Annotated in this window: 19 protein-coding genes and 1 pseudogene (1 of these 20 running past the window's edge); 15 read left to right on the top strand and 5 right to left on the bottom strand. The window is 72.6% G+C overall.

Annotated features, from left to right (window positions below; genetic code table 11):
- The 7 genes from Aru02nite_RS22015 to Aru02nite_RS22045 form a co-directional block, all read left to right on the top strand.
- A protein-coding gene (locus Aru02nite_RS22015) for a DUF6528 family protein (protein WP_203660675.1) crosses the window boundary here: on the top strand, positions 1-6,333 show its 3' portion. 112,383 nt of this gene lie to the left of the window's left edge; the window shows 6,333 of its 118,716 coding nt (coding positions 112,384-118,716); its start codon lies beyond the left edge, outside the window; its stop codon occupies positions 6,331-6,333.
- Between the two features lie 33 nt (positions 6,334-6,366).
- Positions 6,367-6,636 carry a DUF6406 domain-containing protein gene (locus Aru02nite_RS22020; RefSeq protein WP_203660678.1) on the top strand — a complete coding sequence of 90 codons (270 nt, stop codon included), beginning with the start codon at positions 6,367-6,369 and terminating at the stop codon, positions 6,634-6,636.
- 162 nt (positions 6,637-6,798) lie between these two features.
- Complete coding sequence (locus tag Aru02nite_RS22025) at positions 6,799-7,170, top strand: hypothetical protein (protein ID WP_203660680.1); 372 nt, start codon at positions 6,799-6,801, stop codon at positions 7,168-7,170.
- A gap of 29 nt (positions 7,171-7,199) precedes the next feature.
- Complete coding sequence (locus tag Aru02nite_RS22030) at positions 7,200-7,754, top strand: hypothetical protein (RefSeq protein ID WP_203660682.1); 555 nt, start codon at positions 7,200-7,202, stop codon at positions 7,752-7,754.
- Positions 7,755-7,783: 29 nt separating this feature from the next.
- On the top strand, positions 7,784-8,398 hold the full coding sequence (locus Aru02nite_RS22035; protein ID WP_239076861.1) for a hypothetical protein: 615 nt from the start codon (positions 7,784-7,786) through the stop codon (positions 8,396-8,398).
- 11 nt (positions 8,399-8,409) lie between these two features.
- Positions 8,410-9,432, top strand: a complete 1,023-nt coding sequence (locus Aru02nite_RS22040; RefSeq protein WP_203660683.1) for a PDZ domain-containing protein — start codon at positions 8,410-8,412, stop codon at positions 9,430-9,432.
- Complete coding sequence (locus Aru02nite_RS22045) at positions 9,429-10,427, top strand: HNH endonuclease (protein ID WP_203660685.1); 999 nt, start codon at positions 9,429-9,431, stop codon at positions 10,425-10,427. Before Aru02nite_RS22040 ends, Aru02nite_RS22045 begins: the two co-directional genes overlap by 4 nt.
- A 104-nt stretch (positions 10,428-10,531) precedes the next feature.
- Here Aru02nite_RS22045 and Aru02nite_RS22050 read toward each other — a convergent pair whose 3' ends face one another.
- Positions 10,532-10,945, bottom strand: a complete 414-nt coding sequence (locus Aru02nite_RS22050) for a thioredoxin family protein (protein WP_203660687.1) — start codon at positions 10,943-10,945, stop codon at positions 10,532-10,534.
- A gap of 81 nt (positions 10,946-11,026) precedes the next feature.
- On the bottom strand, positions 11,027-12,706 hold the full coding sequence (locus tag Aru02nite_RS22055; protein WP_203660689.1) for a right-handed parallel beta-helix repeat-containing protein: 1,680 nt from the start codon (positions 12,704-12,706) through the stop codon (positions 11,027-11,029).
- Between the two features lie 130 nt (positions 12,707-12,836).
- Between Aru02nite_RS22055 and Aru02nite_RS22060 the strand changes: the two genes are divergently transcribed.
- The 5 genes and pseudogenes from Aru02nite_RS22060 to Aru02nite_RS22080 form a co-directional block, all read left to right on the top strand.
- Complete coding sequence (locus Aru02nite_RS22060; RefSeq protein ID WP_203660691.1) at positions 12,837-13,895, top strand: SseB family protein; 1,059 nt, start codon at positions 12,837-12,839, stop codon at positions 13,893-13,895.
- A 101-nt stretch (positions 13,896-13,996) separates the two neighbouring features.
- Positions 13,997-14,650: a hypothetical protein gene (locus tag Aru02nite_RS22065; protein ID WP_203660693.1), complete on the top strand. Its 654-nt coding sequence runs from the start codon at positions 13,997-13,999 to the stop codon at positions 14,648-14,650.
- A gap of 65 nt (positions 14,651-14,715) precedes the next feature.
- Entirely contained in the window at positions 14,716-15,816 is a 1,101-nt protein-coding gene (locus tag Aru02nite_RS22070) for a glycoside hydrolase family 76 protein (protein ID WP_203660695.1), read from the top strand.
- Positions 15,817-15,999: 183 nt separating this feature from the next.
- Positions 16,000-17,745, top strand: coding sequence for an Hsp70 family protein (locus tag Aru02nite_RS22075; protein ID WP_203660697.1), 1,746 nt, complete (start codon positions 16,000-16,002; stop codon positions 17,743-17,745).
- A gap of 146 nt (positions 17,746-17,891) precedes the next feature.
- A pseudogene (locus tag Aru02nite_RS22080) lies at positions 17,892-18,148 on the top strand (integrase core domain-containing protein); the annotation flags it as partial.
- A 51-nt stretch (positions 18,149-18,199) separates the two neighbouring features.
- On the opposite strand, the gene Aru02nite_RS22085 reads toward Aru02nite_RS22080, so the two are convergent.
- Positions 18,200-18,787, bottom strand: coding sequence for a TetR/AcrR family transcriptional regulator (locus tag Aru02nite_RS22085; protein ID WP_203660699.1), 588 nt, complete (start codon positions 18,785-18,787; stop codon positions 18,200-18,202).
- Positions 18,788-18,853: 66 nt separating this feature from the next.
- On the opposite strand from Aru02nite_RS22085, the gene Aru02nite_RS22090 reads away from it, so the two are divergent.
- On the top strand, positions 18,854-19,753 hold the full coding sequence (locus Aru02nite_RS22090) for a hypothetical protein (protein WP_203660701.1): 900 nt from the start codon (positions 18,854-18,856) through the stop codon (positions 19,751-19,753).
- Positions 19,754-19,978: 225 nt separating this feature from the next.
- On the opposite strand, the gene Aru02nite_RS22095 is transcribed toward Aru02nite_RS22090, so the two are convergent.
- Both Aru02nite_RS22095 and Aru02nite_RS22100 read right to left on the bottom strand, forming a co-directional pair.
- Entirely contained in the window at positions 19,979-20,842 is an 864-nt protein-coding gene (locus tag Aru02nite_RS22095) for a mechanosensitive ion channel domain-containing protein (protein WP_203660703.1), read from the bottom strand.
- Between the two features lie 386 nt (positions 20,843-21,228).
- Positions 21,229-21,495: a hypothetical protein gene (locus Aru02nite_RS22100; RefSeq protein ID WP_203660705.1), complete on the bottom strand. Its 267-nt coding sequence runs from the start codon at positions 21,493-21,495 to the stop codon at positions 21,229-21,231.
- A 58-nt stretch (positions 21,496-21,553) separates the two neighbouring features.
- Between Aru02nite_RS22100 and Aru02nite_RS22105 the strand changes: the two genes are divergently transcribed.
- Together Aru02nite_RS22105 and Aru02nite_RS22110 are read left to right on the top strand one after the other, a co-directional pair.
- Complete coding sequence (locus Aru02nite_RS22105; protein ID WP_203660707.1) at positions 21,554-22,279, top strand: hypothetical protein; 726 nt, start codon at positions 21,554-21,556, stop codon at positions 22,277-22,279.
- A 764-nt stretch (positions 22,280-23,043) separates the two neighbouring features.
- Complete coding sequence (locus Aru02nite_RS22110; protein WP_203660709.1) at positions 23,044-23,862, top strand: replication-relaxation family protein; 819 nt, start codon at positions 23,044-23,046, stop codon at positions 23,860-23,862.
- Positions 23,863-23,919 lie beyond the last annotated feature (57 nt).

Raw genomic sequence — 23,919 nt, forward strand, 5'->3', positions numbered from 1 at the left:
GGTGACCTGCGGGGGATGACCGGCATGGTCCTCGCCGTCCCGGACGGCGACCTGTCCAACGGGCTGCACGGCCTCACGACCCGGCTGTACGAACTGGCGCGGGACCTGGAAGCCATCCCGGACGGCCTGGCCCCGCTGCGCAGCCAGGTCGACAACGCGCTCCGGCACGACGTCGAGTCCGCGCTGCCCCGGCTCGGGTTCGGCCTCGGACACTTCACCGCGACGGCGGCGGCGGTCTCCGGCTCGGTGGTCCTCAACACGTACGGCGGCACGGTCGCCAACCGCTGGTGGCAGCGCCGCAGCAGGAACTTCCAGCACACCAACGAGGTCACGACCCTGCGGTACCTGATCGCGCCGCACGAGGAGCAGGCGGCGCTGGCGGCGCGGCAGCGTACCGAGCAGACGGGCCGGCTGGCGGGGCTGGCCGTGCTGTGGGACGTGGCGCGGGGCGTGCTCGCCGAGGCCGGCGCCCCGCCGTTGCCGCCGCTGCCCGGCGGATCCGACCCGGAGTCCGTTCAGGACGCGACCGAGACCGCGCGGAACCACCCGGCCGGCCTCGCCGGGTACGTTCGGGCCATCATCGCCGGGATCGACGACACCGACGAGCTGCTCACCCGCTACTGGTACCGGGAGTTCGTCGGCGGATCGGCCGAACTCGACGAGGCGTACGGGGACGGTTCCGAGCCCGCCGGCGCGGCGCCGTTGTCCGTGCCGGAGCTGCTGAGCCTCGCCGAGCAGCTCTGGCAGGACGAGGACCTGACCCGCGACCTGGGCCCGCACGAGTTCTGGCACCGGATGCCGATGGTCCCGGACATGCCGGTGTTGACGGTCGGTCGACTGCGCCGGCTGTTGCGGGACGACGCGCACGACGGGCCGGAGCGGACCGCGCTGCACCGGTTCGTCGCCGGTGCGGTGGGTCGGCCCGTCGCAGCGCTGGGGCCGCTGACGCTGGTGCGCGGTACGGGCGCGGTCGCCGGGATGTCGTCCGAGGCAGTGTTCCTGGCCGCGGACACCAGCGGCAGGCCGGTCGTGGCGGTGAAGGTTTTCGACCGGGTACACGACTTCGTCAGCGAGTTCGCGTCGTACGCGGGGCAGCAGGGTAGCGGCCTGACCCCCGAGATCCGGGGCGTCGCCGGGATTCCGACCGTCGAGCCCGCCGGGGTCTCCGTCCTGGTGATGGAGTACGGCGGCGAGCAACTGGGCGAGTTCCTCGCCGCGATTCGGGACGCACCGGCGGACCGGCGACAGGCCGCGATCGCCGACGCGGTCCAGGCGTACCGGGACGCCGGCGGCTTGTTGGCCCGGCTCGGCACCGACGGTCCGCCCATGCCCGGGCGCTCGTGGAACATGACCACGTCGCTCTTCCGCACCTGGGGCTGGCTCCGCGCATGGTGCTCGCACGACGGGTTCCAGCAGGACTTCGGCTTCGACGGCGGTGCCGTCGCGGCCCGGATGCACGAGCTGGCCACGGCGTTCGAGGCGAACCCGGGGGACACGGCGGCGGTGGTGCACGGCGACCCGCATCCGGGACAGTTCGTCCGGGATCCGCGGACGGGGCGGATGCTGCTCATCGACCTGCCGTTCATGTACCCGTCGTTCGACCGGGACGGCAGGGGGATCGGGCCGGTCGGGTACGACCTGGGTGTGTTCCTCGGCGTGCTGTCGGCGTTCGCGCACAACTTCGACGTGGTGGACGTCCTGCCCGAGCTGCGCGCGGCGATCGAGGCCGGCTACCGGGACGCCGGCGGTGTCGAGCCCACCCCCGAGGCGCTCCGGTACTTCCGGGCGCTGGGCCTGGCGATGGCGCTGGACGGCACCCGCGAGGTGCTGTACGCCGGGCGAGTACCCGACGGCGGCACGGTCGAGCAGTACCGCGAGCGGGCCGAGCGGCAGCTCGCCGAGCTGCACGAGCTGATCGGCCTGACGCGGCAGCCGCCACCGCCCGCCCGGGTACGGCCGGCGACACCACTGCCCGAGCTGCTCGCGCTGGTGTCCGCGATGCGTACCGACGGCAGGAACTGGGACGGTGGCAAGGAACGGGAGTTCGTCGGGCGGCTGCCGCGCATCGCGGGGTGGCCGCAGCGCAGGGCGCCCTTCCGGTCGTTGTCCGACCATCTGGCGGATCCCGAGGACGGCGCCGCCGACCGGGCGCTGCTGCGCCGCTTCGCGGCCGAGGCGATGGGCCGGGACGAGACCGACCTGGCCATGCCTGTCCTGTTCGATCCGGCGAGGGGCGCGGGCGGCGCGTCTGACCACCAGGTCTTCCTGATCAGGGAGCGAGCCGGTACGCCGGTCGCCGCGCTGAAGGTGTTCTGGCCGAACAAGGAGGCGTTCGGTCTGGACGCCGGGGACGAATCGACCTGGGGCCTGGTGTACGAGGTGGGGCCGGAGGTGACCGCACTCGCCCGGCTCCGCCAGTACGACCTGTCGCCGGCGATCCTCGGCCTGGGTGCCGGGCATCGGGCGGGAGACGGGCAGGACGCCGTCCTGCTGCTGGAGTACGGGGGGCGGTCGCTGGACGAGTTCCTGGCGGCGATCGAGGACGCGGCGCCGGGACCCGCGAGGGACGCGGCGATCGCCGACGCGGTCGCGGCGTACCAGGGGGCGGGTGCCACTCTCGCGGCGATGCACACCGAACCGGCCGGTTCCGGAGGACCGGTGGCGGCCCGCTGGCTCCGCGCGCAGCCAGCACTGCGGGCCGAGCGACGGCTCCGGACGTGGGCGACGCTGCCCGCTTTCCAGCAGGAGTTCGGCTTCGACGGGACGAGCCTCGTCAACCGCTACATGGAGCTCGCCGACAGGGCCGCCGCCGACCTCGGGCCCGCCGCACTCGTGCACGGCGACCCGCATCCGGGGCAGTTCGTACGGGACCTCGCAACCGGTCGGGTCCGCGTCATCGACCTGCCGACGATGGACGCCTCCGTCGACCCTGCCGGTCGCCCGATCGGATCCGCCGCGTTCGACCTCGGCGTGTTTCTCGGTGTGCTGTCGGCCTTCGCGTACAACTTCGACGTGTCGGACGTCCTGCCGGAGCTGCGTGCGGCGATCGAGACCGGGTACCGCGACGGCGGCGGCCCGGACCTGCCGCCGGACGCCCTGCGGTTCTTCCGGGCGAGCGGGCTGGCGATGGCCCTGCACGGCACCATGCGGGTGCTGTACATGGGCGCTCCGCCGGACGGCGGCACGAGCGAGCAGTACCGGGACCGGGCTGCCGCGCAGCTGGCGGAGCTGCACGAGCTGATGGGCCTGCCGACTCCCGAGCCACCCGGGCCGGACGGGCCGATCGGCGGCCCGGAGCGGCCGCGCGACGCCTACTTCGACGGCCGGTGGTCGCTCACGAAGTACGGCCCCCGGTACGGCGTCCGCCCGCCGTTCGCCGTCGAGCAACGGTACTTGGCGGGCCTCGCCGCTGCCGACCAGATGGTCGGCTGCGTCGCGGAGACGATCGCGCCGCGGCGGTTGCCGGGCGAGCCACCGGTGTCGTGCACGGCTTGGGCCTCGGCCTTCGTGGACACGCTGCGGGGACGGCCGAGGCGGGCCGACGCGAGCCTGGGTGGCTCCGACGGTTCCCTCCCGATCGGGAGGTACGCGACCGACTGGGAGGCGCTGACCGGTGAGCGCTCGCAGTCCCTCGTCGCGCCCGGTCCGGCCCCCGGCGAGGCCCGGACCGCCCTGGTTCGCGCTGGCCTGGACGCGCTGGAGGCCGCCCTCGACCGGGACGGTCGCCATGCGTACGTGGGGATCGGGCGGGACGACGGCTCGGCGCACATCGTCGTGGCCGTCAACGAGCAGGGCCGGATCCTGTACTACGACGAGGCCCACCCGCACGGTCTGCGTCGCCCGGCGGACTTCTCGGCGGGACGGATCGCCGCGCTCGACGCGCAGGCGTACGCCGTCGACGGCACGCCGCTGCTGATTGACGGCGCCGAGCCGGGCCGGATCGGGACCGGGATCGACCCGTCCCCGGCGCTGCTGGCCAACGAGCCGGCGGGCCCCGGACGGGACGCGTGGGCCGATCGGCTGGGGGCGAAGGCCCGCGCCAACGCCGCCGTACACGCCGCGAAGCTGCGGGAGTTCGAGGCGTCCCGCGACGCCGAGCAGGTCGACTCGGCGGAGTGGCGGGGTTGGGAGTTCTGGGCCGTACGGGCCCGCCGTTCGCTGGCCCAGCACACCGACCTCGCCGCCGGGTACGCCGGGATCCCGCGTACGGGTGGCCCGGACACCGGCCCCCGCGCCGAGGTCGACGCCCGCTACACCGGCGCGTCCCGCGCCGACGTGCTCGACACCGCTGCGTCCGGTGACGACGGACCCGCCGCGATCCGGCCGATCCGCGCCACCGTCGACGGGCTGCCCGGTGGACACGGCATCGAGCCGCCGAGCGTGCCGGTGGTGTTCGAGGCGCCCGGCGGCGACGCGCCGTCGGTGGGCGAGCTGACGTTCACCGGGCAGGGCGAACCGGACCACGAGCAGGACGCTGCGCTGCTCGGCCCGGAGGCGGGCCAGCCGGAGGAACTGGCCGCGGCGCTCACCGGTCTGGTCGCCGCGGTCGGCGACCGTCGGCGTGCTGCCGGCGAGCGACCGGCGTACGGCAAGCAGGCGGCCGATGCCCTGCGGGACCTGCTGCCGGTGGTCAAGCAGTACCCCCGGGCGGCCGGGGTGGCGGAGCTGATCGGTACCGCTCTCACCGCAATACCCGCCCCGCACGGGGACGGCGAGTCCGACGAGGACGACGCCCACATCGCTGCGCTGCGCCAGAGGATCGCCACGGCTCTCGCGGATCAGACGGCCCGGGCTGCGTCCTCGGCTGAGAGGGCGACGGCGGTCGCGTTCACCGGCCGGACTCTCACCCACGTCGACGCCTACGTCTCGACGTCGCGCCGGGCGATCGACGCGGCGCGCGTACTCGCCGAGTGCGGGTACGCCCGCGCCGCCGCGGTGGAGGCGCTGGCGCTCGCCGCCCGGACCAGCGAGGTGGATGCGGTCATCGCCATCCAGGCCGCGCTTGAGGCTCTCGACGACCGGCTCGCGGAGGCCCGCGCCGACAGCACCCGGCGCGGGCGTGAACTGGAGCAGCTGGAGCAGGAACTGGGCCGGCTGGCGACCGAGCAGGCGCCCGGGCCCGCCGCACCCGTCGCCGCCGACGGTCGCGACGCGGGCACGTACACGCTGTCCGGTCTGGTCGCGGACCCCGAGCGGGCGCCGGTGCTGGATTTCGACACCGAGGCGGACTACGCGCGCCTCGCCCGGGCGTACCGGGAGCTGTTCGTCGGGACCGACGGTACGGACCGGACCGCGGGCGACGTCCTACTGGACAGCCGGGTCTGGCTGCGGTTCGACGACCCGGAACGGCCAACGCCGGCGCAGTTCCTGGCGACCCGGCTGGGCCGCCGGGCGGTCACCGACGTCCTTGCGGGCGGCGACGTCGAGCTGACCACGCGGCGTACCCGCCGGACGGCCGATGCCGACCGGGACGGCGCGGCAACGGTCGTGCGCGCCGAGGTCGACCGCCCGCGGGTGCCGTTCGAGGTCCGGGCGAAGTACGGCGTGGAGCGTCGTCTTGCGCCGCTGTTCGACGGCGCACCGAACCCGGATCAGGTCGCGCAGGGCAATCTGGGCGACTGCTGGCTCGTCGCCGTCCTGGCCGCGATCGCCGAGAGCATGCCGGAGGCGCTCGTCGACGCGGTGTGGGAGAACCCGGACGGCACGTACACCGTGCGCCTGTACCGGATGCGCGGCAAGAAGCGGACGGGGGAAACGGTGGAGTTGCGGGTCACGCCGGAGGTGCCGCTGACCGGGGGCGTGGTGCGGTTCGCCGGCCGGGAGGCGGCGCTGTGGGCGTCCGTGCTGGAGAAGGCCCTCGCCGGCTGGGATCTGACGAACTGGCGACCGCGCGTGGCCGGTTACTCCGGGCTGGAGTCCGGCAAGGACCGGGAGAGTGAGTGGCGCAACGTCACGGGCGCGCGCGAGGACAACGCCGGAACGGTGCTCTCGGCCATCACCGGTCGGGCCTCGACGTGGCTCTGGTTGTCGGCGAGCGACCCCGCCGGGGCGGAACGCCGGATCGGGCAGTTGCTGGCCGAGCGCCGACCGGTGATCGCGTCCGCCTGGGAGAAGAAGGAACTGGCCAGCCGCCTGGACACGCGGCGCCTCTGGCAGCTCAAGAAGTACAAGGTGGTCGGGAACCACAGCCATTTCGTACGGAACATCCAGGATAGTGAGATCGTCACGGGCAATCCGTGGGGACTCAGGCACGCGAAGCCGATGCCGATCCCGGCGTTCTTCACGCTGTTCAAACCCGGCGTACTGACCTTGGCGGATCCGGACGATGACTGACCCGACCTGCATGTACGCGGAGGAGAACGCCTGATGGCGGACATCGTCGTCGAGCTGGCGCACGGCACTGTCGCCGTGCTCGGCACGGCACGTGTGGGCGCCGTGGCTGTGAGCACGGACGAGGGTCCGCTGACGGTGGAACTGGCGGTCCTGCCGGCCGACGGCGAGGAGTACGACGTGGAGGTGTCGGTCGGGGAGCGGGTGGCGATCGGTGGCGTCCGGTGGCTCGTCGACGATGTCGACGTGGTGGACCTGGACAACTACGTGGTGCGGCTGCGGGCGGTGACCGACCCGATGCCGTGACGGCGCGGCGCTTGACCGGACCGATCATGCTGACGGTCCCGGTTCGGCGCCGCGGTACTCGGCCAAGGATGATGGACGGGAGTTCGCCGACCCGGCCGGCGCCGGGAGACCGCCTCCCGCGCGGGGCGGTCACGGCGCCGACGAATCTCAGGGAGTGGAACGATGCAGATCGCGAAGATCTTCGACGCGCACGACGAGACGGGCCGGGCGGTGTTCGGACCGGACCGGGAGCGCCTGTCCGACGAGAACGAGCGGGAGAGCCTTGTGCGCTACCTGCGGGGCGGCCGGATGGTGCTGTCGACGACCGGCCGCGACCGGGACCGTCTGGTACCGGAGCGTGGCCAGGTCGTGCCGATGAGCTTCCGTACGGACGGGGACTGGGTCTGGTCCGAGGCCCTCGCGTACTACGTGTCGGAGCACGGCATCGCGCCGGAGCGGGAGCTGCGCGACCACGCCGGCGCGCAGGACTACCGGGTCGCCGAGGTCTCCGACGACGCCGTCCGTGAGGCCACCCGGCTGGTACTGGGGCGCTAGGTGAGCGCGCGGCGGATAGGGTTCGGCGCATGACGCTGTCACGGGCGCGCTCCAGCGCGGAGGCCCATCTGTACATGCGGCTGCAGGCCTGCGAGGTGTGCGGGGCGACGCAGTTCTCGCCGGACAGCTCGGTCGTCATGGTCGACGGCGAGCTGGCCAGCCGGTACACGGGGATCTGCCCGCAGTGCGGCACGGTCCGCGAGTTCACCTTCCTGCTGCCGGACGAGGTGATCTTCCCGAACGAGGAGGAGCCCGAGTTCGGCGACGACCAGCCGTCGGAGCTGCTCGACCCGGGTGAGTGGCTGTGGCTTGCGGACGCCTCGGCCGGGGCGGCGCCGGCGCAGCCGGACGGCCTGTCGGCGCAGGCTCGGCAGGAGGCGCTGATCGACCTGCGGACGGCGGCGGCGGCGGTCGGCGAGGTGCTGAAGTTCATTCCGGACGGTGCCGAGGAGGTACCGTCTGAGGCGTTCCGGTCGCCGCGGGGACGCGCCGTGTACGCCCAGGAGCCGGGCCGTTTCCGGCGGGGCCGGCTGGAGGTCGTGCAGACCACCTACCGGGACATTTCCGACCGTTTCGTTTCCTGACCACCTGCCTTGACCGATCGGTGTTGACGATGTCGTTGCCTTACGCCCGCACCTTCGACGAGATCTACCTGTACCTGGACCTGCGTCCCTGCGTGTGCGGTGAGACCCAGCTCGACGAGCGGGTGTCGACCTCCGTCGTGGTCGACGGGGAACCGGCCGAGCGGATCAGCGGCCAGTGCGCGTCCTGCGGTCGACCGCGCCAGTTCACGTTCCGGATGCCGCCGGGCCCGCCCGAGGTCTCGTTCGAGATCTCGTACGGCGGGGACGAGCCGTCGCGGCTGCTGGACCCGGGCGAGTGGCTGGGCGTCTCGGAGCTGTACGGGGTGGCCGCCGACGAACAGACCCGCGACCTGGACCCGGCCGACGACGAGGCCGTGACCCGGGCGTACTACCTGCTCGCCTCGTCGTTGGCGGCGGTCGACGAGGTGCTCAAGTTCCTGCCGGCCGGTGCCGCGGAGGTGCCGGAAGGCGCGTTCTGGAGCCAGGCCGGCCGGATGGTGTACGAGACCTCGGCGGAGCGGTTCGAGCGCGACCGGCTCACCGCCGAGCGCGCCGAGATCGCCGACCGGGTCGCCGAGTTCGAGCAGCGGTACGGGGCGTCCGACGACGCCGACGCGCCGGACGCCACCGCCGAGCGCGGCTGACCGGCGGCCCGATGGAGTACCTGCTGGCCCGCAGCGTCGCCGAGGCGCGGCTGTACCTGCTGCTGCACCCGTGCGAACGCTGCGGCGAGGTGGAGTTCGAGCCCGACGCGGCGCCCGGCGCCGACGGCGACCAGCTGCTGGTCCGCTATGCCGGCAACTGCCCGAACTGTGGCGTACGGCGCGAGTTCGCGTTCCGGATGCTGGACGAGGATCCCGCCGCGGACGGTGCCGGCGTGGTGTTCGGCGGCGAGCGGACCTCGGCGCTGATCGACCCGGGCGAGTGGCTGTGGTTCGCCGACCGTCTCGCCGCCTCCGTACCCGCCGACACCGGTGGGTTGCCGCCGTCCGATCGCGAGGCGGCCATCGAGGACCTGCGGACCGCCGCGGCGGCCGTCGACGAGGCGCTCAAGTTCCTGCCGGCCGGCGGTGACCTGGTGCCGTTCTCGGCGTTCGTCAGCGACCGCGGCCGCGCGGTGTACGCCGAGGAGCCGAGCCGGTTCCGCCGCGTACGGCTGGAGAACAGCCGCGACGAGCTGCGCCGGCTCGCCGACGAAGCCGCCGGGTCGGGCGCGGGCACGCGGGCGGCCGCGGCGGCGGTGGCCGAAGCGGCGGCGCTGGCCGACGCGCCCGAGCGTGAGGCCGGGTCGCCCGCCGACTTCCGGGTCGCGGAGGTGTTCGACGCGAAGGCGCCGGACGGCTCCGCGGTCATGAGCCCGTCGCACGAGCGGATCGCGGACGCCGCCGAGCGGGAACGTCTGCTGGCGTACCTGCGGGGCGCTCCGGTCGCGATCCTCGTACCGAACCGGGACACCGACCGCTTCCAGCCGGAACGCGGGCAGGCCGTGCCGATGAGCTTCCGTACCGACGGCACCTGGGTGTGGTCCGAGGAGCTGGCCTACTACCTGGAGCACTACGCGTTCGCGCCGGAGCCGGACCTGCAGCTGCACATCGCCGCGCACGGATACCAGGTGCCCGAGGTACCGGCGGACGTGCTGCTGGCGGCGAGCCTGGTGTTCGGAGAGCCGGGCCAGTGACCACCCCGCTGCCCTCCGCCCGGTACGCGTTCCAGCAGATCCACGCCGCCGCGCCGGCACTGCGCATCCGGTACCGCGAGGGCGTGGTGATCGGACCGCACGGTTTCCCGGAGTGGGACCAGTATGCGCGGGCCGTGGTGGAGCTGCCGCCGCCGCTCGCCGGGCTGACCATGGACGAGGTTCGCGTGCTCGGCGTGGTGGTGGCCAACGAGCTGATGGCCCGGGCCGGCGACCCGCTGTGGCAGCCGGTCGAGGACGGCCCGCCGGCCACCCCGGCCGGCTGGACCTGGGCGTACCAGGCGATGACGCGTCGGGTCGCGCTGGTGCCGGCCGAGCTGCACGGCTCGTTCCGGCACCTGGGCGGGCTCAGTACGCTGCGGGTCGATCGCGGGCGCCGGGGAGTGGCGGTCGACCAGCGCGATCCGGTCCCGGTTGGTTTCGCCGAACGGGTCGCCGACGACGCGCTCGCCAAGCTTGAGGAGGGCCTGGGCTACCGGCTGCCGGACGCGTACCGGGAGTTCCTGGCCGAGACGAACGGCGGCCGGCCGCGCACCCCGGCGGTACATGCGAAGCACGGGTTCGTCGCCGACCAGCCGATGTTCGGCTTGGCCCGCCCGGACCGCGCGCAGGACCTGACGTACGCGCCGGCGTGGTTCTCCGACCGGCTCACCGGCGACTTCCTCGCCGTGGGGTACGTCCAGGGCGGGCTCATCGCGCTCCAGGTACTCGGCGACGACGCCGGATCCGTCTGGTACGCCGACGACGACGACTACCGGGACGTCGAGGCGTTGGAGCCCGAGGCGTTCCGCGGGCGACTGCTGTCGCGGTGCGCGGACGACCTGTGGTCGTTTCTCCGCGCGCTTCGCCCGGTGCCGCGCCGGCTGGTGCGGCTCGCCGCGATCGCGGTCGACGGCGGCCACGCCCGCCGGGTCGAGGATCCCAGCTTCGGCGCCGCGCTGCCGGCAGCCCGGCAGGCACCCGCGCGGCAGACCTGACCGGACCATCGAACAACGGCGCACCGTAAGGGGTTAAGCGGCGGAGGGCCGTCGGTAACCAACGACCCGGCCGGCGCGGTGGTTCGTGCTCGGCAGCCCTGCCTCTAGCGAAGGCGGGAGCCGCCGAGGATCACGCCGGGGTGGGCCGGCTGCGCGGCGGCGCGGGCGGCGGCCTGGACGGCCTCGCTCACGTCGAGCGCGCGCACGTCGCGGATCATGTCGGCGAACTCCTGGTGCGACATACCGCCCGGCTGGTAGCGGACCATGTGGCCGTCCTTGACGGCGACGACGGTCGGGATCACCTGCAGCCCGAAGTAGCCGGAGATCTGGTGCTGCTCGGTGATCTCCGTGTCGGCGGTACCGAACAGCAGATCGCGGTGGCGCTGCGCCGCGTACTTGTAGATGGGCATGAACTCGCGGCAGCCGGGACACCAGTTGGCCCAGAACACCACGAACGTGATCGGGTTGTTCCGCACCGTCTCCGGGAAGGCATCTACGGTGAGCGGCACGGTGGCCATCGTCGGTCTCCTTCGGCTGATCGGTACGCACATGGTGCCCGACGGGTGCGACAACCGCGCCCCGTGACCGGGCCGGGCGTCTCAGCGGGCCGTGGCGACCAACAGGTCGTCGAGCGTCAGCGTACGCAGATCGTCGCGGGTGGGCCGCTGGCCGAGACCGCGCAACCGGCCGGACTGGGCCTTGCGCATGCTCTCCAGCAGGCGCCGCGCCTCACGGGCGTTACCGAAGTTCTGGTCGCGCTCGATCGTGCCGAACCACTCCAGCAACGCGTCGTCGAGTCCCTCTCCCAGCAGGTAGTCGTCGTTTCCGGCGATCCGGTTGACGATCAGCACCAGCTCTTCGGGGCTGTAGTTCTCGAACTCCAGCGTCTTCGCGAACCGCGACGCGAGACCGGCGTTGGCGTTCAGGAAGTCCAACATCTCGTTTGTGTAACCGGCGACGATGACGGCCACCTCGTCGCGGTGGTCCTCCATCAGCTTCACCAGCGTGTCGATGGCCTCCTGGCCGAAGTCGGCGCCACCGCCGGAGGACCGGGACAGCGTGTACGCCTCGTCGATGAACAGCACACCGCCGAGCGCCTCCTCGAACACCGTGGTCGCCTTCTCGGCCGTGTGCCCGATGTACTGGCCGACCAGGTCGCGCCGGGCGACCTCCTTGAACCGCCCGTCCGGCAGCACACCGAGCGCCTTGAGCAGCTGGCCGTAGACGCGCGCCACCGTCGTCTTACCGGTACCGGGGGCGCCGGTGAAGATCAGGTGGTGGCTGACCGCACCGACAGCGAGTCCGGCGTCCCGGCGCCACTCGTTGACCTGGATCTCGTCGATCAGCGAACGGACCTCGCTCTTGACGCCGGCGAGGCCGACCATGCCGTCGAGCTCGCGCAGCAGCCGCTCCATCTGCTCGGGATCCTGCTGGGTGGAGCGGTTGACGGCACTGGCGCCGGCCTTGGGGCGGTCGGAGTGCGGGTCGCGCTCGCGTACCTCCGGGTGGGCGCCCTCGTCGAGGAACAGACCCGGGGAGGCGGTGTTCTCGATCCGGCACTCGTCGACCAGGCCGCCGCAGCCGCGGCCGAACATGATGCCCACGCCCTGGGTGTCGTGTACCCAGCAGGCGGACAGCGTCGGCGCGCTCTGGTGCGCCACCGAGATGCCGGCGTCACCGGTCTGGGAGATCTCGCACAGCTCGATCGTCGGCTTGCCGGACTGGTAGATGTAGATGCCGCGGAAGCCGCAGCCTTCGATGGTCGAGTTGCGGATCGTCGGCTTGGCACCCAGTCGGACGATGATCGCATCGTCGGCGATGCCCCGGATCTCGCACTTGTTGACCGTGCCGTCGGCGTCCTCGAAGACCATCCCGTACTGCCCGCCGGTGAACCGGCAGCCCGTCACGTCGGCCACCGCCCCGTCGGTCGCGTTCAGCCCGGGTGCGTAGCCGGCGTGCAGCTCGCAGCCGTCGAGTACCAGATGACCGGCACGTACCTCGACGGTCGCCCGGTCGGTGGACCGCAGGATCAACCCGTGCAGCTCAACCTGGCCGCCCAGCATGTGGACCGCGGACTCGATCGGTGACGCGGCGTTGAGCGTCACGTCGCCGCCGCCGGCCGACTGGAGCGTCACCCGCCGGTTACGCAGGTCGAGCGACTCGGTGTACTCCCCGGGGGAGATCGAGATGACGGTACCGTCGGGCGCGGCGTCCAGCGCGTCCCGAATCGTCGGGTACGCGCCGTGCTGCTGGGTCGAGACGAGGATCGTTCGCGCCATGGCTCCGCAAGTCCGCTGTCGAGGCTGGATACCGCCGGGTTGACCGGCAACTGACACACTAGGGTAGCCGGACCTCTCCGTGCGGAGCCGGCCGTTGTGACGTCGGGGACGGAAGGGGCGAACGGCGACCATGGTGGACTGGCAGCCCGGTACGGACGCCGAACTGGCGATGGCCGCGGCACGCGACGCCGACGACCGCCGGGAGTACTTCCGGCTGTTGTCGACAGCCCCGCTCTTCCTGCCGCTGACGGACATACCGGAGCCGGGCGAGGAGTCCTCGGAGCCGCAACGGTTCGCCCTGTGGGACATGGCCGGCCGCACCTTCCTGGTCGTCTACACCTCCGCGGAGTGCCTGATGGCCATGGCCGGCCCCGGCGTGGAGGGGTACGTGCAGACCGACTACGCCGAGCTGTCCGCCAAGTGGCCGGACCCGGAGTGGTGGCTCGCGGTCAACCCCACGCTGGCGCTCGACTGCTACCTGCCGATCGACGCGGTGCGGAAGGCGGCCGACGGGACACTCACCGTGCCGACGGTCGAGGAGGCGACCGAGAAGGCCGTCGCCGACCCCGATCTCGCCCCGGACCTGCGGGCGCTCCAGGAGCGCGCGGCCGCTCTCGCCGAGGAACGTGCCAGCGCGCCGCCGACGACGCCCGACGCCCAGCCGCTATCCGTCGGTGAGCCACCGGCCGGACCCACGCCGGCCGACCCTGGGCAGGCGGACGCCGTCGACGACCCGATCGCCCCGGCGAACGACACCGAGAGGGAACTGCTGGCCGCCAGCCAGGCCGGCTACCTGCCCGCGTACATGGAGGCGTTGCTCGGCGCGGAGGTGCTCGTACCGGTGGCCTGGCCGGTGTTGAACGTCGAGCAGCTGGGCGAGCCCGGCTTTCCGTGGCGCCCCGCGACGGGTATGGAGTCGCCGACGATCGAGCTGTTCACGTCCCGGGCCCGGTTCGAGGCGGCGTACGACGCGGACACGCCCACGCTGACCGCGCCGTTCATGCTGGTGCTGGTCGCCTGGCCGGACCCGTCGTACGACCTGGCGATCAACCCCGGTGGCGCGTTGCAGATGCGCCTGTCCGGTGAGGCGCTGGAGGAGTTCATCGAGTCGGTGGAGAACGCGCTCGCCGACGAGATCGGCGACACCGAGACCATCGACGGCGAGGCCACCCCGCGCGCCGAGGGCTGACCGGGTTCGCCGACTGACTGTCTACTGTGGACGGTTTTATTACCGTTGCGGTGAGGGCATAGCCTGACGCTGTACGTGTGGGGCGGCGACGGGATGGCGTGATGCGACGCGGCGGCGGGGTCCGGGCCGGGTCGGTGCTGCTGTCCCTGCTGACGCTCGGCGCGCTGGTCGGCTGCACCACGTCCGGCGCGGCCCGCGGTGCCGGTTCCGGCGCGGGTGCCGGGCCGACCGGTGCGGGCGCGATCCCCAGCCCCACCATGCCGTACGAGACGCCCACGCCGACGGTGTCGCCCGGCGCCGACGCGTCCGCCCGCGACCAGATCCTGTACGAGCTGGAGTCCCGGGTGCTGGCCGAAGCCGGCGCGCCGGGCGTGGCGTCCGGCCACTGCGCGGCCGACATCCCGGGCAGCAGGGACCAGCACGTCACCTGCACCGTGCGGTACGAGGATCTGCGGGTGGACTTCGCGGTGCGGGTGCGCGGCGGGCGGATGGTCTTCGGGTTCACCGCGACGCAGCGGCGGGCGCCGATCACCCGGGCCGGGGTGCACGACGCGTTCGCGCGCTACGCGTACGCCGTGGATCCGTCCGCGACGATGCCCGAGCCCGGTTCGGTGCACTGCGACGAGGGTCTGCCGGAGCGCGGCATGGTGGCGTACGACGAGGTCACGCGTTACGCGTGCACGTACCGGATGGGGCCGGATCGGGCGGTGCGCCGGCATGTTCGCGTCACCGAGCAGGGCCCGGTTTTCGTCTGACTCCGGCGCAGGTGCCGGAAACCGGGCCGTTGACGGGATCGTCCGACTGGGGCAGGCTCCGTCGCATGTGGACTCGTGCGGGTCGCCGTCTCGTGGTGGGTGCCGTCGCCGGCTGTCTGGTACTGATGCTCGGGGCGGCGCCGGTGTCGGCCGCGCACGGCGGCGAGGCGCGGAGCCGGGCCGCCGCGGCCGTGACCGCCATGATGGGTTGGTACGACACGGATTCCGGTCGCTGGGACCGCGACGCGCCGTGGTGGCAGTCGGGCAACGCGCTCCAGTCGCTGCTCGACTACGTCGCCGCCACCGGCGACCGGCGGTACCTTTCCGTTGCGGCGCATACGATCGACGTGCAGCGGGCGCCGCTGCCGTGGTGGCCGGAGGGCGGCGGCGACTTCCGCGCCGACTCCACCGACGACACCGGCTGGTGGGCGCTCGCCCTGGTCCGCATGTACGACCTGACCGGCGACCAGCGCTACCTCGACATCGCCGCCGAGGACGAGGATTACATGGGCCGGTACTGGGATCCGGTCTGCGGCGGCGGGCTGTGGTGGGACATCCCGACCCAAACGTACAAGAACGCGATCAGCACGGAGCTGTACATCGAGCTGGCCGCCGCGCTGCACAACCGGATCCCGGGCGACCGTGCGCATCTGGCGCGGGCGATGCGGGCGTGGCGCTGGTTCGCGGCGAGCGGCATGATCGGCCCGGGCAGCCTCGTCAACGACGGGCTCACGTCCGGCTGCGCCAACAACGGCGGCACCACCTGGACGTACAACCAGGGGGTGGTGCTGGGCGGGCTGGCCGAGCTGTACCGCGCCACCGGCGACCGGACGCTGCTGGCGCAGGCGCGCCGGATCGCCGACGCCGTCGTCTCCGGACCCGAGCTGACCCACGACGGCGTACTCACCGAGCCGTGTGAACCGGCCGGGTCGTGCAACGCCGACCAGGCCGCGTTCAAGGGCGTCTTCGCGCGCAACCTCGCCACGCTCGACCGGGTACTCCCGGGCCGTCCGTACCGTGGATTCCTTGCCGTGCAAGCAGACCGGGCGTACGCCGACGACCGCGACAGCACCGGCCGGTACGGGGTGCGCTGGTGCGGACCGTACGACGGGGCGTCGATCGGCAGCCAGGAGTCCGCCGTCGCCCTCCTCACCGCCACCCTCTGACGCGCCGACGCCGGAGCGGTGATGCGGCCACTCCGCGCGCGGCGGTCAGGCGGCGACCGGGTCGGCGACCTTCCGCCGCGGCAGGAGGGCCAGTACGAGCAGGACCAGCAGGGCCGGCCGGTGCGCGTGCCGCCACGCGGCGCGGACACCAGCGGGCTGGGCGGTGCGATAGAAATGGCCCCCATGGGGAGACGTCTGGGCATCGACTTCGGCACGTCGAACACCATCGCCGTACTGGCGCGGGACGAGGGGCCGGCCACACCGCTGCTGTTCGATGCCTCGCCGCTGCTGCCGTCCGCGGTCTTCGTGACCGCCGAAGGAATGGTGCTGACCGGCGCGGACGCCGAACGCGCCGGCTCCGGGCAGCCCACCGGATACGAGCCCAACCCGAAGCGTCGCATCGACGACCAGACCGTGTGGCTCGGCGGACGGGACGTCGCGGTGGTCGACCTGGTGGGCAGGGTGCTGCACCGGATCGCCACCGAGGCGCACCGGGTGCTCGGCGGTCCTGCCGACGAGGTCGTCCTCACCCACCCGGCGGCGTGGGGGTCTGCCCGGACAGGCGTGCTGCGCGAGGCTGCACACCGTGCCGGGCTGGGCGAGGCGCGTCTCGTGCCGGAACCGGTGGCCGCCGCTGCGTACTTCACGGAGGTGCTGGGTCACGTGGTACCAGTGGACACCTGCCTGCTCGTCTACGACCTCGGAGCGGGAACGTTCGACTGCAGCCTCGTGCGCCGCACGCCCGGCGGGTTCGACGTACTGGCCTGCGACGGGCTGCCCGACGTGGGAGGGGTGGACTTCGACGCCGTCCTGCTGACCCACGCGCAGTCCCTCACCGCCGAAGCGCGGGAGGAGTGGGGCCGGCTCAGCAGGCCCGCATCTCCAGCAGACCAGCGCGCCCGGCAGGCCTTGTGGCGCAACGCCCAAGGCGCCAAGGAGCTGCTGACCCGGCACAGCACCGCGACGCTGCACGTACCGCTGGTCGAGCGGGAGGTGCACGTTACCCGCGGCGAATTCGAGCAGGCCATCCACGGCCATGTGGATCGCACGATGGACCTTGCCGTGGCCGCGTTGCGCGCCGCTGCCGTACCGGCCCAGCAGGTGGCAGGGGCCTTCCTGGTCGGCGGCTCCAGCCGGGTTCCGCTGGTCGCGACCGTGATGCACCAGCGGCTCGGCATCGCGCCCACCGTGCTCGACCAGCCGGAACTGGTCGTCGCTCAGGGCAGCCTGCACACACCCGCTGTCGGCGCGACCGGGCCGGCGCCTACCCGACCCGCCGCCACCGGGACATCAGCGCCCGGCATCCGGCCGTCGGCTGGTCTCCCCGGCGCGGTGGCCGTGCCGGTCTGGCGACGCCCGCCGGTACTGATCGCGGCCGGCGGGCTGGTGGTGGTGCTCGTGGTCGCCCTGGGCCTGTGGCGGTTCCTGCCGCCCTCTGCCCCGGACCGTGCGGCGGGTGTCACCTTCACGGAGCACGGCCGTACCAACGCCGCGCTGTTCGACTCCACCGACCTGCTCAATCTGGCCGCGCCGTGGCTCAACGCCTCGACCTGCCGCGCCAAGCCCCCTTCCGGCCGGAGTACCGAGACCATCGAATGCAGGGCCGACAAGGACATCTGGGTGGTCGACTTCGACCACATGCAGAGCTCCGCGGCGCGCGGCCTGAGCCGCGACGCGGCGGACCTCAAGAACACCACGCCCGGCTTCAGGTCGTTCACCTACCACGCAAGTGACCCGCGCTCGGGTGCCGTGACGATCTGGCAGACCGGCGACACCTGCCAGTCGTACTGGGACGACAACGACACCACCGCGGTCGCCGCACTGCACGAGACCTGGCCCGGCGGCCACCCCGACCTCATGACCGGCTGCGAGTCGATCTGGCGGGCGCAGGTGCGGCCCGACACGCTCTCGGTCCGACCGGTCTCCTGACAGACCCCCTACGTGGACGAGGTCGTGAGAGCCCTGCGCGACTACGCGTACGGGTCCGCGCGCACGCGGACCCGTACAACCACTGGACGCCGACATGCAGGACGGTGCTGGGTGCTCGGGTTCTCCAAGCCAGTTCCGAACTCACACGTTTCGTCAAAGCCTTACGCCGCAACGGTCTCCACGGCTCGATGGGCCGCGTCGGCGCGTGTGGCGACAACGCCGCGTGGAATCGTTCTTCGCCCTGCTTCAGAAGAACGTTCTCGACCGGCAACGCTGGGCCACCCACCACGACCTGCGCCTGGCGACCGTGACCTGGATCGAACGGACCTACCACCGGCGACGACGTCAACGCCGCCTCGGACGCCTCACCCCGATCGCGTTGAGGCACTACACGCCGGCCTGAAGATCGCTGACCCCGCGAGTCGACCATAACCGGGGCCAGTCCCTGGCGGGGTCAGGTGTGGTCCGGGAGGCCGGCGAGCGCGCCGGTGGTGGCCCGGACGGCGTCGTCGATCCAGGCGGGTATCGCCTCGCCGATGATGGGGCGCACGATGCCGTAGGGCGAGTCGCGGCAGGCCAGGCGCATGACGGCCAGACCGTGGTTGGTGACGCGCCCGTACCGTCGTCGGGTCAGGGCGGCGATCGCGGTGGCGACCGGTGTGTTGAGCCCGGCCAGTTCCTCCCGCAGTTCGGGCGGGGCGGTGGTGAGCAGGTCGGCGTGGCGGTACAGCGTCATCATCCGCGCGTCCTTGCGGTGTTGTCGGCAGAAGCGCGGGATGTGCAGCGCCGTCTCGACGATGGCCTCGGTCGGATCGGGTATCTCGACGATGGTGGTCAGGGCCTGCTGGAACCGTCGCACCGACCGGATCCAGGCCGTGACGAACAGTGCTTCCCGTGAGGCGAAGCGGTGGTAGATCGATCCGGACGGGGCGCCGAGTCGACTCGTGACGTGGGAGACGGTGGCCGAGCGCCAGTGTTCGAACACGGCGTCGCGCGCCGCGTCGAGCACGTCGTCCCTGCTGAACTTGGGTTGCCTCGGCATCTTGACACCGTACTCCATTCTAGAGAAGGCATTCTAGATGACGATGACTGAATCGAGGGGTGACTGGTGTTGACGTCGGAGCGGGGCGCCTGGGCGCTGATGTGGCTGGCGATCGCCGCCTGCACGCCGTACCTGGTGCTCAAGCTGTTGTGGTTGAGCGGCCAGACCATCGGCATCCGCGGGGCGTCCGGGGTCGCCGAGATGGCGGACTCCCGGCACGTCGTCGGCAATGTCGTGACGGTGGGGTTGGAGCTGTGTGCGATCGTCCTGGCCGCCGCGCTCTCCAGCGGCTGGGGCAGGAGGTTGCCGGCGGCGGTCGTTGTGCTGCCGATGTGGGTGGCCACCGGGCTACTCGCGCCGATCGCGCTCGGCCTGGCGGTGGGGTTGGCGGTCCAAGGCGCGGCGGGAGGCTCACCGATCCCGGCCGATCAGGGCCTATACGGATGGGTCTTCGCCCTCGTCTACGGTGGATTCGCGGCGCTCGGCACCTGCCTGGCCCTGCTGTTCATCCGGTACGCCCGCGCCCGCTGGCCGCAGGTACGCGCGCACGCCGTGCCGCGAACCCCGGCAGCGGTCGTGGCGGCGGCCGTCGTCGGCTGCTACGGCGTCGCACTGTGCGCCTGGTCCGTGGGCGGCACCGCGTGGGGCGGCCCCGCCGGGTTCACCACCGCCGCGCAGCGCACCACGCTCGCAGCCACGGGAGTGCTGACCCTCGTCGGGGTCATCGCCGTCTTCCGCCCGTGGATCGCGGGGCGATGGCGGCTGGTCGCCGTGTGGATCGGCACCAGCGTCAGCGTCCTGGCCGGGCCGACACACGTCCTGCTCAGCAACAAGGCACAGCCCGGCCCGGTACTGCTGGTCAGTGCGGTGGCCGCGGCAGTCGCCGGGGCCATGCTCACCCGCGCCGTCCTGCGCGCGCGGCCGCAGGAGCACCGAACGGCGCTTGCACCGACACCGCAGGTGTGAACGCGCGGGTCACTGGCGGAGCCCACGCCGGTGCCCCGCGCGCACCGGCACCCGCTTCGCCTGGCGGGCATCCGCACGACCTGCCAGGTGCCACAGAGGTGGTGCCAGCGACTCGCTCAGGAACGCCATCGGCCCGTCCCTGCTCACTTCTCCGTACAGGGCGACCAGGTCATCGCCTTCCGAGATGAGTCCCGGCCCAGCTGAGAGTCGTAGTCTGCGGGTACGTCACACGTGGCGGGCGTCCCGGTCAGCGGGTACCTCGTGCGCCACCGGTACCGCGTCGGTGTCGGCGGTACGGTCCGGCGTCTCGCGCGGGGCGGGCGCGACGTGCGCGGCGGGTACCGCGTCGGCGGCCGGCGTCTCGTGGTGGTGGTTGGTGGTGACGACACCCGGGGCGGGCGGCTGGCTGTCGGGCAGTACGCCCGGGATCGCGGGCTGGTTCGGGTCCGGGGTCTCGTGCGTGCTCGTGACGGGCTGGACGGCGGCGTTGAGTACGGCGCTGTTGGGCAGGTTGATGGGGCCGTCGTCGGTGTCGAGCGTGACGTACACCAGGCCCATCTCGATGACGCAGCCCTCGTGCGGGCCGCCGAGCGCGCCCGAGTGCACCACGAGCCGGCTGCCGATCTCGAACGGCCGGGCGCCGACCAGCACCAGCCCGGCGAACACGTTGCCGAGCGACTGCTGCGCGGCGATACCGATGATGACGCCGGTGACGGCACCGCCGACCAGCAGCTGACCGAGGTTCACGCCGAGCGCGTTGAACGTGAAGATGACGAGCGCCACGTACCCGCCGAGCTGCACGACGAGGCGCAGCGCCGCACCGTGCCCGATGGTCAACCGCCGGGACGTACGCTCGGCCGCCACCGCCGCCAGGTGCCGTACGGTGAACACCCCGACCGCCAGGAACAGCAGCGCCCCCGCCACCGCGAGCAGCTTCCGGTACAGGTCGCGGTCGTGGAACAGGTCGTCGGCGCGCAACAGGTACGCCGCGGTGAGCAGCACGACCATGCCGGCCACGCCCCCGATCGCGCGCCGCGCGTCGCGGGTCAGCCAGGACCGCCAGGGTAGGGCGCGCCGCTGCCTCGACATGCCACCTCGCTCCCTCGTACGCCGTTGGCCAGCGAACACCATAAATCGCCCCCGATGTCCGAGCCACGTCGCCCGTCCCGCCAGCGGTACCTCCGTGCCCGCGCTGGGCGGCGTGGTGCCGACCGGTACCGGTCTCTCGACGTGGCGTGTGGTGGTGCGTCACAGGACGACGGCTCGTGGAGCGGCGGGTGGCGCCTGCCGTGCCGCTAGGTCAGCCTCACACCTACCAATAGCGACCGGACGAGGGCCAGATCACCGGCCTGTGAGGAACTGTTGGTGCGAGTTTCCAACAGACGGCCAACAGGGTTGCTCGATGTCGCGAGCTGTACCCGGGCGCCCGCAGTTGTCCGGTTCCTGGTGAGCCGGCCGCGTCGCCTCGCACCACCTCACAGACGGCCCACACTGCCTGCTGCAGCTGTTCCGTCCGATTCGCAGGTCAGCGCCGGATCGCTCTGGCCGGCGCCTGTTGGCGCTTGTGAGTCGTTGTCGATGGTCTGTGAGAGCGGCGTGGCCAACTGGCTCGGTTCGCAGCGAACCGGGCCGCCACGGGTGGCCCACCACGACAGGGGAACCGCGATGAGCACATCCACCACCATCACCACATCGGCCACCACCGCGCCCGCTGTACCGGCCGGAACGGTCGCTTCTGCCACCTCCACAACCACGATTCCGGCTCGGCCCGCCGAACCGGCGACCTCGCCTTTGGACGCCGTGGACTCCGCGTTCGGTCTGCTGTGCGCCGGTCCGCGCCCGCTGAGCCTGGACACCACCGAGGAGCCCGATCTACCGGACGGGCCGGTGCCGCTGGTCCGGCTCCGGCGGCTGCTGCTGGACCCGGCGACGGGCCGTCAGTCGCGCGACGCGGTGTGGCGCCGGCTGGTCGTTCACGCCCAGTCCGGGCAGCCGGAGTGGGTGATCGCCGCTGCTGGGATGGCGATGCCGTCGCTGCGCCGTGCGGCCGGCCGGATCGCGTTCCGCTGGCACGGCGACGCGGCCGATATCGACGCGGAGCTGCTCACCGGTTTCCTGACGGCGCTGCGCCGCGTGGACCCCGACCTGCCGCGGTTGTGTCAGCGTCTGTGCCGGGCGGCGGCGAGCGCCGCCCGCCGGGTCCGGCACGCCGGCGTGCCGGCGGTGGCCCTGCATGGCGACTACCCGGAGTCACAGGCGCCGCACCGGCCCTACGGGCATCCCGACCTGGTACTGGGCCGCGCGGTGCGGGCCGGGGTGATCACCGCGGCGGAGGCGGACCTGATCGGCCGGACCCGGCTGGGCGGCGAACCGATCGCCGTACGGGCCGCCGCGCTCGGGGTGGCGACCCATGCGGCGATCATGCGGCGCCGCCGGGCCGAGTACCGGCTCGTGGCGCAGATCCGTGCCGGCCGTATCGACGGGCTGTTGCGTGATCCCGACGCCGACCCGGCCGGCGTCGGCTAGCGGTCTCCGGTGTCGCTGGAGCGCCAACACCGGTTGTCCACACCCCCTCGGGGCAGGTGTCAGTCGCTGTTAGTTGCTTGCTGGTACCGCTCTGACCTGCGATGTTGGTCGTTGTTGGGAACTGTTGGCCGGCTGTGGGAGCCCGGCTGTGAGTTGTCAGCCGTGCCGGCGGCTATTGGTTGGCGTCGGATCCATCAGCCCGCGGCCGCGGGTTGGGGCGCCGATGCGTATTGCGGTCCGGCCCGGTGCCGGTCGATGGTCGGCGTGCCCGGCTGGCTCACCGGTTCCCGGACGACATGTCCCGACGCATGGAGCGCTGCTCCACTGTCCGCACTGACACGCCACCCCGCGCCCTGCTGCCGCTCCAGCACTCCGCACCCGGTTGATGTCGCGGGGTGCGCAGGCAGCTCGCCATGGTCAGCATCCCGTGGGACATCCGCGGCCCCGCGTTGAACCACTACTGCACGTCATGACCGGCGCAGGCCGGGACACCTGGCCTGGACGTGCCGCGTCCCGTACCTCGGCCCGCCGGTGAGGTCGTCATCCAAGGAGAAGTCATGAGTCCGATATGTCCTAGCAGCAAGATCAGCAGTATCCCCAGCAGCGTGCCCAGCAGGGAGCCCGGCAACCGGGCCACCGCCCGCAGGGCACTAACAGCGCAGGTCAGCGCGTGTATTGGCGGCCGCGGTGAAACGCGACTCCCCTTGGGGGGACTCCCAGGGGGCCGTTGTGCGCGGCGTCAGCGGTCCACCCGCTCCGCTCGCGTGGGCGAGGTCATCCACCGCGTCACCGACCGGGACCGGGAACTGCTGGCCCTGCTCGACGAGCACGGCACCCTGACCACCCGTCAGATCACCGCCCTGCTGTTCAACTCCGTGCACACCGCCGCGCACCGCCTCGACCGGCTCCGGCAGCTGGACCTGATCGCCGCGTTCCGGCCGCAGCTGCCCACCGGAGCCCGCGGCTGCAACCACTGGACCCTCGGCGTACTCGGTGCTCGCCTCGCCGCGTACGCCGAGGAGCGGGAGCCACCACAACCGGCGGCCGTGTACCGGCGGCAGGAGTCCCTCGCCGCCAGCCCTCGCCTGCGCCACCTGGTGGGGGTGAACCAGTTCTTCGCCGACCTCACCGCACACGGCCGGCAGCACCCCGCGATCGGCCGGCTGACCCGCTGGTGGTCCGAACCCCACGCCCACCGCGCCTTCGCCAGTCAGATTCACCCGGACGGGCACGGCGTCTGGACTGGACCCGACGGGCCGGTCGGGTTCTTCCTCGAACACGACACCGGCACCGAACGGCCCCTGACCCGCCTCACCACCAAACTCCACGCCTACGCGCGGCTCACCCAAGCCGGCGGACCCGGCTGGCCGGTGCTGTTCTGGCTCCCCAGCCCCACCCGCGAACGCCACCTCCACCGCATCCTCACACCCCCACTCGGCGTCATCGTCGCCACCGCCACCCACGGCCAGCACCCCGCCGACCCGGTCTGGCGCCTCCACGGCGACCCCGACACCCGATGTCTCATCAGCGACCTGCCCCAGATCCCCGACACGCGCGGACCGCTCAACCCCGGCCTGACCTGACCCGTACGGACGGAACCGGGTGGGCGGTCGGGCCGCCACGCACCCGCGGGACCGATT

This window comes from Actinocatenispora rupis, from assembly GCF_016861975.1.
GTDB classification, from domain to species: Bacteria; Actinomycetota; Actinomycetes; order Mycobacteriales; family Micromonosporaceae; genus Actinocatenispora; species Actinocatenispora rupis.